Genomic DNA, 12,607 nt, shown 5'->3' with positions numbered 1-12,607 from the left:
AAAATCATGTTTGCAGAAGTTTCCGCTCTTCTTGCCCCTCTCGCCGCCGCCATCGGTTATTCCTCCTATAAGGCGCGGCAATTCGAACAGGCCTATCCCAATATCGGCGAACTGACGGATATCGGCGGCTACCGCATGAATGCGGTGCACGTCCCGCGTCCCGAACATGCGGATCTGCCCGCGCTCGTCTTCGTTCACGGGGCAAGCGGCAATCTGCTCGACCAGATGGTCGCTTTTCGCGCAGCGCTCGAAGGCCGGGCGGAAATGCTTTTCGTCGATCGTCCCGGCCACGGTTATTCCGAACGCGGCGGTCCTGACAACGCCATCCCCTCCGGCCAGGCCGATGCGATCGCCCGGCTGATGGAGAAGCGCGGCATCGAGAAGGCGATCATCGTCGGCCATTCCTTCGGCGGCGCGATTGCCGCCGCCTTCGGCGTGCGCCATCCGGATAAGACGGCCGGGCTGCTCTTTCTGGCGCCCGCCACCCACCCCTGGCCGGGCGGTATCGACTGGTATTATCACGTTGCGGCGGCGCCGGTCGTCGGTTGGCTCTTCAATCATGCGATCGTCGTGCCGCTTGGGCTGAGCCGGCTGGAGCGCGGCACGTTGAATGTCTTCCGCCCCAATGTGCGCCCGGCCGATTACATTGAGAAAACCGGCCCCTCGCTGGTTCTGCGGCCGCGCACTTTCCACCACAATGCCACCGATTTCAAAAGGCTGCTCGCCTACGTCAAGGAGCAGTCGCCGCTCTATTCACGCATCGCCGCGCCGACCGTCATCATAACGGGCGACAAGGATGAAATCGTCTGGGAGCATCTGCATTCGCGGGGCCTTGCCCGCGATATCGCGGGCTCCGAACTCGTCATCGTCCGCGGCGTCGGCCACAAGCCGGATTACCTCGCCACCGATGTCGCCATCGCCGCCATGGAAAAGATCGCCGGCGAGCCGCGCGACCTGCAGGCGGCCGCCCGAAAGGCCGAGGAAAGGCTCGCCGCCGCGTCACGCGAACAGACGCCCGGACCGGTGCCGTCGCTGATGCCGGGCGCATTGAGCGGCGCCTGACGCCGCGCCTCCGCCATTCCAGGTAAATTTGCCGACCTGCTCGCATAAAGGTTATCGCCTGCATTGCCGCGCGCCGCGGCAGCCCCATATGTTTTTCCGTCATTGTCCATAGGAGGGGAAATCATGGGCCGCCTGCATATCGGGACGATCTCCGTCATCACGGCATTGTCGCTAACCTTGACCACGGCTTTCGCCGCGTCGCCGGCGCCTGTGGAAGCCGAGCATGGCATGGTGGTCACGGCCCAGCATCTGGCGACGGATGTCGGCGTCGAGGTGCTGAAAAGCGGCGGAAACGCCGTCGATGCGGCGGTCGCCGTCGGTTATGCGCTGGCCGTCGTTTATCCCTCGGCCGGCAATCTCGGCGGCGGCGGCTTCATGACCATCCGGCTGAAGGACGGCACGAAGACCTTCCTGGATTTCCGTGAACGCGCGCCGCTTGCCGCGACGAAGACCATGTATCTCGATGAGAAGGGCGATATCGTGCCGCGCGCCAGCCTCGACGGTTATCTCGCCGTCGGCGTCCCCGGCTCCGTCATGGGCCTGGAAACCGCACGCGAGAAATATGGCACCCGGCCTCGTCAGGACCTGATCGCACCGGCGCTCCGCTTCGCCAGGGAAGGCTTCACGCTGGAACAGGGCGACGCCGCCATTCTCGCCGCGAGCGCCAAGCGCCTTGCCAAGGATGAAACGGCGGCGAAGATTTTCCTGAAACCGGACGGCCAGCCCTATGCATCGGGCGAAAAACTGCAGCAGCCGGATCTCGCCGCCGTTCTCGCGTCCATTTCCGAAAAAGGCCCCGATGCCTTCTACAAGGCGGCACCCGCCGAGGCGATCGTCAAGGCGAGCCAGGAAAAGGGCGGCATCCTGGCCAAGCAGGATTTCGAGCAATATGCCGTGCGAGAATTGAAGCCGATCGAGTGCAATTACCGCGGCTACGACATCATCTCCTCGCCCCCGCCCTCCTCCGGAGGCGTTATAATTTGCGAGATCCTCAACGTTCTCGAGGGATACCCGCTCTCCTATCTCGGCTATAACTCGGCCGAAACGGTCCACATCATGGTCGAAGCGATGCGCTATGCCTATGTCGACCGCAACGCCGCGCTCGGCGATCCCGATTTCGTCGAAAACCCGGTCGAAAAACTGCTCGACAAGAGCTATGCCAAGGAAATCGCAGCGAAGATCGATCCCTACAAGGCCGGCACCTCGGCAACCCTGAAACCGCTCGGCGGCAAGGAAAGCACCGAGACAACGCATTATTCGATCATCGACCACGAGGGCAACGCGGTCGCCGTCACCTACACGCTGAACGGCTCCTTCGGCGCCGCCGTCGTGGCGCCCGGCACCGGCGTGCTGCTCAACAACGAGATGGACGATTTCACCTCCAAGCCCGGCGTGCCCAATCTCTACGGCCTGGTGCAGGGCGAAGCGAACGCCATCGCCCCGAAGAAGACGCCGCTCTCCTCGATGAGCCCGACGATCGTCACCCGCGACGGCAAGCCCTTCATGGTGATCGGCAGCCCCGGCGGCTCGCGGATCATCACCATCACGCTGGAAGCGATCCTCAATGTCGTCGATTTCGGCATGGATATCAGCCAGGCGGTCAATGCCCCGCGGTTCCACCACCAATGGCAGCCCGACAAGATCTATCTCGAGCCCTATGCGCTGTCGCCGGATACGGAAAAGACGCTCGCCGCCATGGGCTACAGCTTCGACGGTGGCAATAACGGCCCGGTCTGGGGCCAGGCCGCCGGCATTCTCGTCGGCGGCAAGAGTCTCGCCGCCATCGAAAAGGGTGGCGGCGCCCGCTACAATGGCGCCATGGACGCCCGCGCGGTGGAAGGTTCGGCGAACGGCTATTGAAGATCGATAAAGCGCAGTGCCCATTCGTGTCACGGTGACAAAGTCGCCGTTCACAAACCGCTTGCCCCGCCCTATGCATGATCGAACGCCGCAAGCAGGACGATTCCCGAATGGCCAGCATTGAAATGATTGTCGCCGCCCGCGCCCGCCTGCGCGGCCATGCACGCCGTACGCCGCTCCTCTCGTCTCCCTTCCTGAACGAGATCGCCGGCCGGCGTCTCCTTGTGAAGGCGGAATGTCTGCAGCATTCCGGTTCGTTCAAGTTCCGCGGCGGCTGGTCTGCCGTCTCCGGCCTCGATCCCGTCGTGCGGGCGCGCGGCGTTATCGCCTTCTCCTCGGGCAATCATGCCCAGGGCGTGGCGCTGGCCGCCAAGCTGCATGGTGTGCCCTCCGTCATCATCATGCCGAGCGATGCGCCGAAGCTGAAGATCGGCAATACCCGCGCCTTCGGCGCAGACGTGGTGCTTTACGACCGAGCCAATGAGGATCGCGACGAGATCGGCGCCAGGCTCTCGGCCGAGCGCGGCCTGACGCTGATCAAACCTTTCGACGAGCCGCTGGTGATCGCCGGACAGGGCACGACCGGCCTCGAAATCTCCGAACAGGCCGAGGAGGAAGGCATAAGGGAGGCCGAAGTCCTCGTTCCCTGCGGCGGCGGCGGCCTGACTTCGGGCATCGCGCTTGCCCTGGAAGCCAGCGCCCCCGGCTTTCGCGTCCGTCCCTGCGAGCCTCAGGATTTCGACGACACCGCCCGCTCGCTTGCCTCCGGCCGGATCGAACGCAACGCCTCGATGGCGGGCTCGATCTGCGATGCGATCATCACGCCGCAGCCCGGCAACATCACCTTCCCGATCCTGAAGCGCCTCGCCGGTGCCGGCATCGTCGTCACCGAGGAAGAGGTTCTGCGCGCCATGGCGCTCGCTTTCGTCAGGCTGAAGATCGTCGTCGAACCGGGCGGCGCGGTGGCGCTGGCCGCCGCACTCTTCCACGGCGATGCGCTCGACGGCGACAACATCGTCGCCGTCACCTCCGGCGGCAATGTCGATGCCCACATCTTCGCCATGGCGCTCGAACGCTTCGGCTGAAATCGCCGGTCAGGCCGCCTTGTAACGGGGCGCCGGCACACTGCGGGAGAGATTCGGCATCAGTGCCTGGCGCGCCTGCTCGTAGGCAGCGAACAGGCCTTGATCTTCAAGCGCCGGGATCGTCGCGAATTCACCTTGGTCGAGACCTGCGAGCGAGGCATCGACCATATCTTCCGCCGACATCACGATCTCATTCGGCAGATGCTCGACAGGCGTGCCGGCAATGTCCCAAAATTCGGTCGCCGTGGCGCCTGGCAAGACCGCCTGGATGCGGATGTTTTTCTCCGCCAACTCGTGTTTCAGCGACTGGCTGAAGGCGAGCACAAAGGCCTTCGTGCCGCCATAGACACCGTTCAAAAGCTCCGGCGCAATGGCGACGATGGAGGCGATGTTGATGATCGTCCCGCCGCCCCGCCCGACGAAACCGGGAACGGCGGCATAGGTCAGCCGCATCAGCGCCGTGACGTTGAGTTCGATCATCTCCTGCATCTTGTCGACATCGGCGGCCAGCAACGGGGCGGTTCCACCAAAGCCGGCATTGTTGACGAGAAGGGTAATGCTCCGGTCTTCCTTCAGCACGCTCTCGACCCGGGAAAGGCCCGCCTTGCTGCCGAGATCGGCTGCGACAGTCTCCACCGTCCTGCCGGTCTCCGCCGTCAGCCGGCTCGCCAGCGCCTTCAGCCGCTCCTCGTTGCGGGCAACGATGATCAGGTCGTAGCCCTGCTGCGCCAGCCTGTGGGCGTAAATTGCGCCGATGCCCGACGATGCGCCGGTGATCAGCGCCGTGCCCTTATATTCCTGTGCCATGCTCCGTCTCCTTCGTTGCGCCGGCCTCTGCCCTGCGCGTGAAGAGAAACATACGCCGGATTGCATGCGTCCTGAATGTCAAATATACCACCTTTTAGGACATTGGAGTTGAGCCATGCAGCACATCGCATTCCTGCTCTATCCCGGCTTCCAGATCATGAGCCTAGCCGCCGTCTCGGTCTTCGAGTTCACCAATCGCGAACTCGCTCGGAAGGCCTATGACATCAGCTACATCTCCGAAGCCGGCGGCCCGCTTCCCACCTCGCTCGGCATGACGATCGAGACCGAGCCTTTCGGCGATCCGACGTTCGATACGCTGATCGTCGCGGGCGCACCGTCATTCGTCTTGCCGAAGCCGGGCGAAAGCGCCTTCATCCGCGCCGCCCTTGGCGCCTCCCGCCGCGTCGCTTCGATCTGCACCGGCGCCGTCTTCCTGGCCGAAGCGGACATTCTCGACGGCCGCCGCGCGACGACGCACTGGTGTCTCGCTCGCGAGATGAAGGCGCGTTATCCCAAGATCAGGCTGGAAGAGGACCGCATCTTCATCATCGACGGCTCGGTCTGGACATCCGCCGGAATGACCGCCGGCATCGATCTGGCGCTGGCCATGGTCGAAAAGGACCACGGTATCGAGGTCGCCCGCGCAGTCGCCCGTATGCTCGTCGTCTATCACCGCCGCGCCGGCGGCCAATCGCAGTTCTCCGCTTTGCTTGAGCTGGAGCCGAAATCCGACCGAATCCAGCGGGCATTGGATTTCGCGCGAAGCAATCTGAAATCCCAGCTGTCAGTCGAAGAGCTGGCGGAAGCCGCTCATCTCAGCCCCCGCCAGTTCAGCCGCGCCTTTCGCGCCGAAACCGGTCAGTCGCCGGCGAAAGCCGTCGAAAATCTAAGGCTCGAAGCAGCGCGGCTGATGATGGAGCAAAGCCGTCATCCGATCGACGTGGTCGCCGACGAGACCGGCTTTGCCGATCGCGAGCGCATGCGGCGCGCCTTCCTGCGCGCCTTCGGCCAGCCGCCCCAGGCGATCCGCCGCAATGCCCAGCAGCAATATCAGACTTGAGGCATCCGGCCGTTTGAAGCCGGATGCCATGATCAACCCTCAGCTGGAAGGATCATGAAGCGCGCGCCGGATCGCCGTTTCGACCGGCGAATAGTTCCCGTCTTCCCTTTCCAGCCTGTAGGGCTGCGCAAGCCCGAGCGGCGGCTGCGCCATGAAACGCGGCGTCATTCCGAGATGTCTCTGCGCCGCATGCACGAGAAAGGGATGGCAGAGATAGACGGTGCCTGCCTCCCCTGTCGCCAAGGCAAGAGGGCGCTCGGCGCCCATAGTTTCGAGATGCATATGCGACCGGCCGGCTTCGCCCGCCGGCGCGAGATAGCGCGCCATGTCCATGTGCGAACCCACCCGGATGCGTGTCGGCGCGTCGTCCTCGCCGACATCGGAAAACAGGAACAGCATCAGCAGCGCCCGCCCGCGCGACGTGATGTTCACCCGCCAGGCCGAAAAATCCCGCTGTTCGTTCGGGTCGCAATCATCGCCGGGAAAGCTCAGATCGACATGCCAGCCGGCATCTCCAGGATCGTCTGGATGCGGAAACCGCACCGGAAAGCTCCCGAGCCCGTCACGCGGCACCCAACGCCCGGCGCCGACGAGCTGGTCGAAGGCCGCATGCAGAACCGGAGTATTGGCGGCTGCCGCGAACGGCCCTCCGCCATAGCCCGGAAGCCGGATCACCGGCCGCGTCCATGTCGTGGGGTCGCCGGGATCACATGGCAGGTCGCGCCACATGATGGCGCATGCTTCTTCAGCCAGTTCGCGTGGAAAAGCCCTATCGATCCGGAGGAACCCGTCGCGGATGAACCCCTCGATCTCGGCTGCGGTCAGCGCCGGCGGATAATGTTCGTCAGTCATGAAATCTCTCTGTCGTGAAACCCTTTCCGAAATTGCCGGATGAAGGGTTGTTTCGCTCCACGACCAGCCGCCGGCCGAAGGCCGGTCTGCGGTCGCGTCTTCCATTGCCCAGGGCGGCCCTGGCGGCAGCGCCGTCAGCGGCTCAGGAAGAAGACCGAAGCGATATTGACAGTGAGCATCTTCATAATGGCCGAGGCTACAGCCATGCGTCGGAGGGGTCAATGCGCAGAGATGAGCGCCCCATGCACGGATTGCACCACCAGTTCGCCCAGCCGCGCCGCAGCCGGTTGCAGTTCGGCCTCCGCCCGATGCAGGACGAGACCGAGCTTCGGCAGCTCGGGCAGGCCGACCGCCCCGGGCGCAAGTGCCCGGACCTTCGCCGGCAGGCCGACCGGTGTGCGGATGGTGAGGCCGAGGCCCGCCGCCGTCGCTGCCCAGAGACCGCCGAGACTGGGGCTGACGAAAGCAAGCCGCCAGGAAATGCCGGCCTCGTCCAAGGCCCGGGTCGCGGCACTGCGCATGAGGCACGGCGCCTCCAGCGAGGCGAGCGGCATCGGCTCGCCGGTTGAGGCGTGCCAGCCGGGCGCCCCCTCCGCAGGACCGATCCAGCGCATCGGCACCTCGCCGATCCGTTCGCAATGCGCCGTCAGCGAGCCGTCGCTCCAGGCGAGCGCCAGATCGAGCTTGCCGGAGGTGATACGATCGAGCAGTTCGCTATTGCGCACCACCCTCGCCTCGATGCGCACCTTCGGATGGGCGCGTGCGAAGCGGCCAAGCACGTCAGGCAGCAGATTCTCGCCGAAATCCTCCTGCAGGCCGAGCCGCACCCAGCCCTCCAGCTCGACACTGTGCACGGCCGCAGCCGCCTCGTCGTTTAGCTCCAGCAGCCGCCTGGCATAGCCGAGCATCGTCTCGCCGGCATCGGTCAGCGCCAGACCGCGCCCTACCTTGCGAAAGATGGGCGTGCCCGCCTGCTCCTCCAGTTTCTTCAGCTGCGCGCTGACGGCCGAGGTTGAACGGCTGAGCTTTTCGGCCGCCTTGGCAAAATTGCCGAGCTCCATGCCGGTTGAAAAGGTTCGAAGCACGTCGAGATCGAAGATCGTCCGTCGCATCATTTAATCCCGATTTTTAGGACTATTTATCCATAAAATTCTGATTTTCGGCATCATCCTGTGCTGCGATAGTGCTGTTGTCAAGGCCGCAAGCGGCCCAAACCCATGGAGATCCCAATGCCCTTCGTTCGCATCTCTCTCCGCAAAGGCAAGTCGCCGGACTATCTCACGGCACTCGCCGACGGCATCCAGCGCGCGTTGGTCGAGACTTTCGACGTGCCTGAAAACGATCGCTTCCAGGCCATTCACCAGCACGACGAAAACGAGCTGATCTTCGACCGCACCTATCTCGCCGGGCCGCGCTCCGGGGACTTCGTCTATATCTCGATCACGATCGGCCGGCCGCGAACAGCGGAAATGAAGGCGGCGCTTTACCGCCGGCTCGCCGATCTCCTGGCGCAATCGCCAGGACTGAGGGCCGAAGACGTGATGGTCGTCATCAGCACCAGCGCGCCAGAGGACTGGTCCTTCGGCAACGGCATCGCCCAGATGACAGACCCGGACTGGCGGCAGCGGGCAGTGGAGCCGCAATCATGATCGCGATGCAATACAGCTTCACCCTGCCCGCCGACTACGACATGTCGGTCATCGATCGCCGCATCCGAGACAAGGGGCCGCTGCTTGACGGCTTCCCCAATCTCGGCTTCAAGGCCTATCTCAGCGCCCGCAGAGGCGAATTCGCCAGCCGCGAAAACCTCTACGCACCCTTCTATCTCTGGCAGAAGCCAGACGGAGCGAGCGACTTCCTTTGCAGTCCGGCATTCCAAGCGCTCACCGGCGCCTTCAGCTGGCCGCAAGTGAAGACATGGATCGTCTGGCAGGCCAAAGTCTCGCCCGATATCGCCGCTGCCAGATTTGCGACCCGCGACATCCTGCAGACGCAGCCTTATGCCCCTCTAGCCGATATACGCCAGGCCGAAAGCGCCGAGGCCGAAGCCGATCTGGCAGCGGGCGGCGCGCTCGCCTCCATCTCGGGTTTCGAACCGACGACATGGACGCGCATCCGCTTCAGGCTGTGGCGAGATATGCCTGGGATCGGCGAGCACACGCATGCCTATCGCGTCGGCCATCTATCCTTGCCTCGATCCTGAGTTCAGGCGGTGGCGCGGCGATAGAAGGCAAGCGAACCGGCGAGCGCCAGCAGCGCGCCGCCGCAGGCCCGTTCCAGCCACAGAGCGCCTGACGTTTTCAGGAAACGGACCGCCTGCGAGCCGAAGAAGGCGTAGCCGAACATGATGATGAAATCGAGCGCGGCAAAGATGAGGGCGAGCAGCGCATACTGCGCCGCCTGCGGCTGGGTGGGATCGATGAACTGCGGCAGGAAAGCGGAGAAGAACAGGTAGCCCTTCGGGTTCGTCGCCGCGACCATGAAGCTTTTCAGCCCGATCGCGAAAGTTGACTGCCCGGCGGGCGCACCTGATTGCAATGCCGCATCGATCGCGCCCTTCGAGCGCAGAAGCATGATGCCGAGAAAGGCGAGATAGGCGGCACCTACCCATTTCAGCATGGAGAACCAGAATTCCGACGCCGCAAGCAGCGCGCCGAGCCCGATCGCCACGGCGCCGATCAGCACGAAATCGGAAAGCACCGCGCCGACCATGCCGGCCATCGCCCGGCGCAGGCCATGCCGCGAACCATTGGTCAGCGCCAGGAGCACCGTCGGTCCCGGCGTCGCGATGCCGACGAAGGAAACAGCAGCGAAAGCCAGAAGCGTAAAGATATCCATGACGATCCCTCCCAATCCAGGGATCGAAACTTGCATGCGCCGCAGCCCTTGGCAATGCCGCACCATGAACGAAAAAGCCCGCCGCCTCTTCCGGCAGCGGGTTTTCTCAAGGGTTTGGATCGGTCAGACGCCGCTCTGGCCGTCGGAGCCGATATAGGCGATGCGGATCATGTTGGTGGCGCCAGGCGTGCCGAGCGGCACACCGGCCGAGATGATGATGCGGTCGCCCGGCTTGCCGAAGCCTTCGTCGGCGACGATGCGGCAGGCGCGGTTGACCATGTCGTCGAGATCGGTCGCGTCATGGGTGACGACGCAATGCAGGCCCCAGACGATGGCAAGGCGGCGCGCCGTCTTGATGATCGGCGACAGCGCCAGGATCGGCACCTGCGGACGCTCGCGCGAAGCGCGAAGGCCTGTCGTGCCCGACGAGGTGTAGCACACGATCGCCGACAGCTTCAGCGTCTCGGCGATCTGGCGGGCGGCGAGCGAAATCGCATCGGCGCCGGTCGCTTCCGGCTGGGCCCGCTGGGCATAGATGATGCCGGGATAATGCGGCTCGCGCTCGATGGCGCTGGCAATCGACGCCATGGTCGAGACGGCTTCGACGGGATAGTCGCCCGAGGCCGATTCGGCCGAGAGCATGACGGCGTCGGCACCTTCGAAGACGGCGGTCGCGACGTCGGAGACTTCGGCGCGCGTCGGCACCGGCGCCGAAATCATCGATTCCAGCATCTGCGTGGCGACGACGACAGGCTTGCCCGAGCGGCGGCAGGCACGAATCAGCTGCTTCTGGATACCCGGAACTGATTCGAGCGGCATTTCGACGCCGAGATCGCCGCGGGCGACCATCAATGCGTCGGAAAGCTCGATAATCTCTTCGATGCGCTCGAGCGCCTGCGGCTTTTCGATCTTCGACATCAGGCCGACGCGGCCGCGGGCAATCTTGCGCACTTCGGCAAGGTCGTCGGGACGCTGGACGAAGGAAAGCGCCACCCAGTCGACATCGTCGGTGGCGAGCACGGCTTCGAGGTCGGCACGGTCCTTATCCGTCAGCGCGCCGACGCCGAGCAGCGTGTCGGGAAGGCTCACGCCCTTGCGGTCGGAAATGCGCGTGCCCGATATGACCGTCGTGACGATGCTCTTGCCGTCGCATTTTTCGGCGCGGAGTGCGAGCTTGCCGTCGTCGATCAGCAGCCGGTGGCCGGGCTGCACCGATTCCAGGATTTCGGGATGCGGCAGGTAGACGCGGTTCTGATCACCGAGCGCTTCGTTGTTGTCGAGCGTGAAGGTCTGGCCGGGCTTCAGGTCGATCTTGCTGTCGACGAATTTGCCGACACGCAGTTTCGGTCCCTGCAGATCGGCGAGAATGCCGATCGGCCGGCCGGAACGCGCCTCGACCGAGCGGATACGCTGGATGAGCGTGCGCATCAGGTCGTGGCTCGCATGGCTCATATTGATGCGGAAGACGTCGGCACCGGCCTGGTGCAGCTTCTCGATCATCGATTCCTCGGAGGAGGCAGGCCCGAGGGTGGCGAGGATTTTAATTTTGCGATTACGCTTCATCAATTCTGACTTTCTTGCGTCCCTGGGGTGTCGGAGAGTTGAACCATCCAGCTGCCCTGGCGGCCCGTATCGTATTCCTTGAATCCCATCTTCTGATAACCCCGGGCATAACAATCCTGCACACCCGTGATCTTGAATTCGTTTTCCGCCACGCACATCTGCACGTCGCCCGTCCATCGTCCTCCCCGGGCGGCGTCTTCTGCGTAGAGGTAATAATAGCGCGACTGCAATTCTCCCTCGATCAGCGTGGCGCAGGTCGTTGCCGGCACCTGCCACCAGCCTTCGGTGATCCAGCCGTCCTTGGCCCGGTATCCGATGGCGACGCCGACCAGATTCTGCGTTCCGTTGCAGACGCGGAAATCCGCGCGCGCGGCATCTGCGATGAAGAACGGCATGGCGGCTGCAAGAGCGAACAGAGCGAGACGGGCCAGCGGCCCGGACCGCGTGAGGAAACTTGGCGCGGCTTGGATCAACACGGCTCCCAAATAGCTCCACGGTTATTCGTATCCGTGTCTTCTTGCGCCGCCGTCATGCGAAAGTCAACGCAATGCTAATCGATTATATTTCCTTTCATAACCTGTTCGTTCCGGTTCATATCGGCGTCCCGCCGCCTGCCGCGCTTGAACCTGCCGCAGGCACGTGCGATCACTGAGCCCGACTGCGCAATGACGAACGGCAATTCCTTCATGGACGACTTCCAATCCTTCGAAATCCTACCCGGAAAACATGACAAAGGCATGGTGATCCTCGCCGATCACGCGATGAACCGTCTTCCCGCCCGGTATCAGAAGCTCGGCCTGCCCGAGTCTGCCTTTGCCCGCCATATCGCCTATGACATCGGCATCGAAGGCCTGACGCGGCAGCTTTCGGCAAAGCTCGGCGTGCCGGCGGTGCTCGGCGGCTTCTCGCGCCTGCTGATCGACCCGAACCGCGGCGAGGACGATCCGACGCTGATCATGAAGATTTCCGATGGTGCCGTCATACCGGGCAATCATCCGATCACGCCGCAGGAATGGAATGCCCGCATCGAAACCTACCATCGTCCTTATCACGGCGCCGTGGCAGAGATGATCGACGCGGTGGCGAACGCCACCGCCAAGGCGCCGCTGGTGCTGTCGCTGCATTCCTACACGCCCGCCTGGAAGAGCGTCCCCCGCCCCTGGCACGCCGCCGTCCTCTGGGACAGCGACCGGCGCGCCGTCGGCCCGCTGCTCGATCTGCTGCGCGCCGATCCCGATCTCGTCGTCGGCGACAACGAACCCTATGACGGCGCCCTGAAGGGCGATACCATGTACCGCCACTGCATGGTGACGGGCATCCCGCACGCGCTGCTCGAAGTGCGCCAGGATTTGATCGCAGACGAGGCCGGCATATCGGCATGGGCCGAGCGCCTCGCGCCGATCTTTGCCGCCATGAATGCCGATCCCGCCTTGCACGAATACGACGTCCACGTCTCGCGCACGGGCCCCTATTGAAAGGA

Annotated in this window: 13 protein-coding genes; 7 read left to right on the top strand and 6 right to left on the bottom strand. The window is 63.9% G+C overall.

The genetic code is table 11. From position 1 onward, the window contains the following. Positions 1-6: 6 nt before the first annotated feature. The 3 genes from ATY77_RS05275 to ATY77_RS05265 all read left to right on the top strand — a co-directional run bounded on the left by ATY77_RS05275 (position 7) and on the right by ATY77_RS05265 (position 4,007). Positions 7-1,062, top strand: a complete 1,056-nt coding sequence (locus ATY77_RS05275; RefSeq protein WP_088686422.1) for an alpha/beta hydrolase — start codon at positions 7-9, stop codon at positions 1,060-1,062. Between the two features lie 123 nt (positions 1,063-1,185). Then, complete coding sequence (gene ggt / locus ATY77_RS05270) at positions 1,186-2,922, top strand: gamma-glutamyltransferase (RefSeq protein ID WP_088686421.1); 1,737 nt, start codon at positions 1,186-1,188, stop codon at positions 2,920-2,922. A gap of 110 nt (positions 2,923-3,032) precedes the next feature. After that, the gene (locus tag ATY77_RS05265) at positions 3,033-4,007 is read left to right on the top strand and encodes a threonine/serine dehydratase (RefSeq protein WP_088686485.1); all 975 of its coding nucleotides are present in this window, start codon (positions 3,033-3,035) and stop codon (positions 4,005-4,007) included. A gap of 9 nt (positions 4,008-4,016) precedes the next feature. On the opposite strand, the gene ATY77_RS05260 is transcribed toward ATY77_RS05265, so the two are convergent. After that, entirely contained in the window at positions 4,017-4,814 is a 798-nt protein-coding gene (locus tag ATY77_RS05260) for an SDR family oxidoreductase (protein WP_088686420.1), read from the bottom strand. 115 nt (positions 4,815-4,929) lie between these two features. Between ATY77_RS05260 and ATY77_RS05255 the strand changes: the two genes are divergently transcribed. Continuing rightward, entirely contained in the window at positions 4,930-5,874 is a 945-nt protein-coding gene (locus tag ATY77_RS05255; protein WP_088686419.1) for a GlxA family transcriptional regulator, read from the top strand. A 39-nt stretch (positions 5,875-5,913) separates the two neighbouring features. On the opposite strand, the gene ATY77_RS05250 is transcribed toward ATY77_RS05255, so the two are convergent. Continuing rightward, positions 5,914-6,726 carry a phytanoyl-CoA dioxygenase family protein gene (locus ATY77_RS05250; RefSeq protein ID WP_088686418.1) on the bottom strand — a complete coding sequence of 271 codons (813 nt, stop codon included), beginning with the start codon at positions 6,724-6,726 and terminating at the stop codon, positions 5,914-5,916. A 218-nt stretch (positions 6,727-6,944) separates the two neighbouring features. After that, a complete protein-coding gene (locus tag ATY77_RS05245; protein WP_088686484.1) occupies positions 6,945-7,838 on the bottom strand; it encodes a LysR substrate-binding domain-containing protein in 894 nt (297 codons plus the stop codon). Between the two features lie 117 nt (positions 7,839-7,955). Between ATY77_RS05245 and ATY77_RS05240 the strand changes: the two genes are divergently transcribed. Then, the gene (locus ATY77_RS05240; RefSeq protein ID WP_088686417.1) at positions 7,956-8,375 is read left to right on the top strand and encodes a tautomerase family protein; all 420 of its coding nucleotides are present in this window, start codon (positions 7,956-7,958) and stop codon (positions 8,373-8,375) included. Continuing rightward, entirely contained in the window at positions 8,372-8,929 is a 558-nt protein-coding gene (locus ATY77_RS05235) for a DUF4865 family protein (protein WP_088686416.1), read from the top strand. The genes ATY77_RS05240 and ATY77_RS05235 overlap by 4 nt, the downstream gene beginning before the upstream one ends. A 2-nt stretch (positions 8,930-8,931) precedes the next feature. On the opposite strand, the gene ATY77_RS05230 is transcribed toward ATY77_RS05235, so the two are convergent. From ATY77_RS05230 to ATY77_RS05220, 3 genes are all read right to left on the bottom strand, one after another. Beyond that, positions 8,932-9,564 (bottom strand): LysE family transporter, encoded by a 633-nt coding sequence (locus ATY77_RS05230; RefSeq protein ID WP_088686415.1) that lies wholly within the window; start codon positions 9,562-9,564, stop codon positions 8,932-8,934. Between the two features lie 123 nt (positions 9,565-9,687). Continuing rightward, the gene (pyk, locus tag ATY77_RS05225; protein WP_088686414.1) at positions 9,688-11,127 is read right to left on the bottom strand and encodes a pyruvate kinase; all 1,440 of its coding nucleotides are present in this window, start codon (positions 11,125-11,127) and stop codon (positions 9,688-9,690) included. After that, entirely contained in the window at positions 11,127-11,612 is a 486-nt protein-coding gene (locus ATY77_RS05220) for a DUF1036 domain-containing protein (RefSeq protein ID WP_088677896.1), read from the bottom strand. The genes pyk and ATY77_RS05220 overlap by 1 nt, the downstream gene beginning before the upstream one ends. A gap of 201 nt (positions 11,613-11,813) precedes the next feature. On the opposite strand from ATY77_RS05220, the gene ATY77_RS05215 reads away from it, so the two are divergent. Next, positions 11,814-12,602 (top strand): N-formylglutamate amidohydrolase, encoded by a 789-nt coding sequence (locus tag ATY77_RS05215; RefSeq protein ID WP_088686413.1) that lies wholly within the window; start codon positions 11,814-11,816, stop codon positions 12,600-12,602. Positions 12,603-12,607: the final 5 nt, after the last annotated feature.

The sequence above is a fragment of the Rhizobium sp. R634 genome, assembly GCF_002211305.1.
In the GTDB taxonomy this organism is placed as follows: Bacteria; Pseudomonadota; Alphaproteobacteria; order Rhizobiales; family Rhizobiaceae; genus Rhizobium.
The sequence above is the reverse complement of the archived record's forward strand: the minus strand, read 5'-3'. Positions and strand labels throughout refer to the sequence as shown.

What these genes read in the sequence shown, in the direction of transcription:
- ATY77_RS05275 (WP_088686422.1), top strand. Translation starts at nt 7, where the DNA reads ATGTTTGCAGAAGTTTCCGCTCTTCTTGCCCCTCTCGCCGCCGCCATC.
- ggt (WP_088686421.1), top strand. Translation starts at nt 1,186, where the DNA reads ATGGGCCGCCTGCATATCGGGACGATCTCCGTCATCACGGCATTGTCG.
- ATY77_RS05265 (WP_088686485.1), top strand. Translation starts at nt 3,033, where the DNA reads ATGGCCAGCATTGAAATGATTGTCGCCGCCCGCGCCCGCCTGCGCGGC.
- ATY77_RS05260 (WP_088686420.1), bottom strand. Translation starts at nt 4,814, where the DNA reads ATGGCACAGGAATATAAGGGCACGGCGCTGATCACCGGCGCATCGTCG.
- ATY77_RS05255 (WP_088686419.1), top strand. Translation starts at nt 4,930, where the DNA reads ATGCAGCACATCGCATTCCTGCTCTATCCCGGCTTCCAGATCATGAGC.
- ATY77_RS05250 (WP_088686418.1), bottom strand. Translation starts at nt 6,726, where the DNA reads ATGACTGACGAACATTATCCGCCGGCGCTGACCGCAGCCGAGATCGAG.
- ATY77_RS05245 (WP_088686484.1), bottom strand. Translation starts at nt 7,838, where the DNA reads ATGCGACGGACGATCTTCGATCTCGACGTGCTTCGAACCTTTTCAACC.
- ATY77_RS05240 (WP_088686417.1), top strand. Translation starts at nt 7,956, where the DNA reads ATGCCCTTCGTTCGCATCTCTCTCCGCAAAGGCAAGTCGCCGGACTAT.
- ATY77_RS05235 (WP_088686416.1), top strand. Translation starts at nt 8,372, where the DNA reads ATGATCGCGATGCAATACAGCTTCACCCTGCCCGCCGACTACGACATG.
- ATY77_RS05230 (WP_088686415.1), bottom strand. Translation starts at nt 9,564, where the DNA reads ATGGATATCTTTACGCTTCTGGCTTTCGCTGCTGTTTCCTTCGTCGGC.
- pyk (WP_088686414.1), bottom strand. Translation starts at nt 11,127, where the DNA reads ATGAAGCGTAATCGCAAAATTAAAATCCTCGCCACCCTCGGGCCTGCC.
- ATY77_RS05215 (WP_088686413.1), top strand. Translation starts at nt 11,814, where the DNA reads ATGGACGACTTCCAATCCTTCGAAATCCTACCCGGAAAACATGACAAA.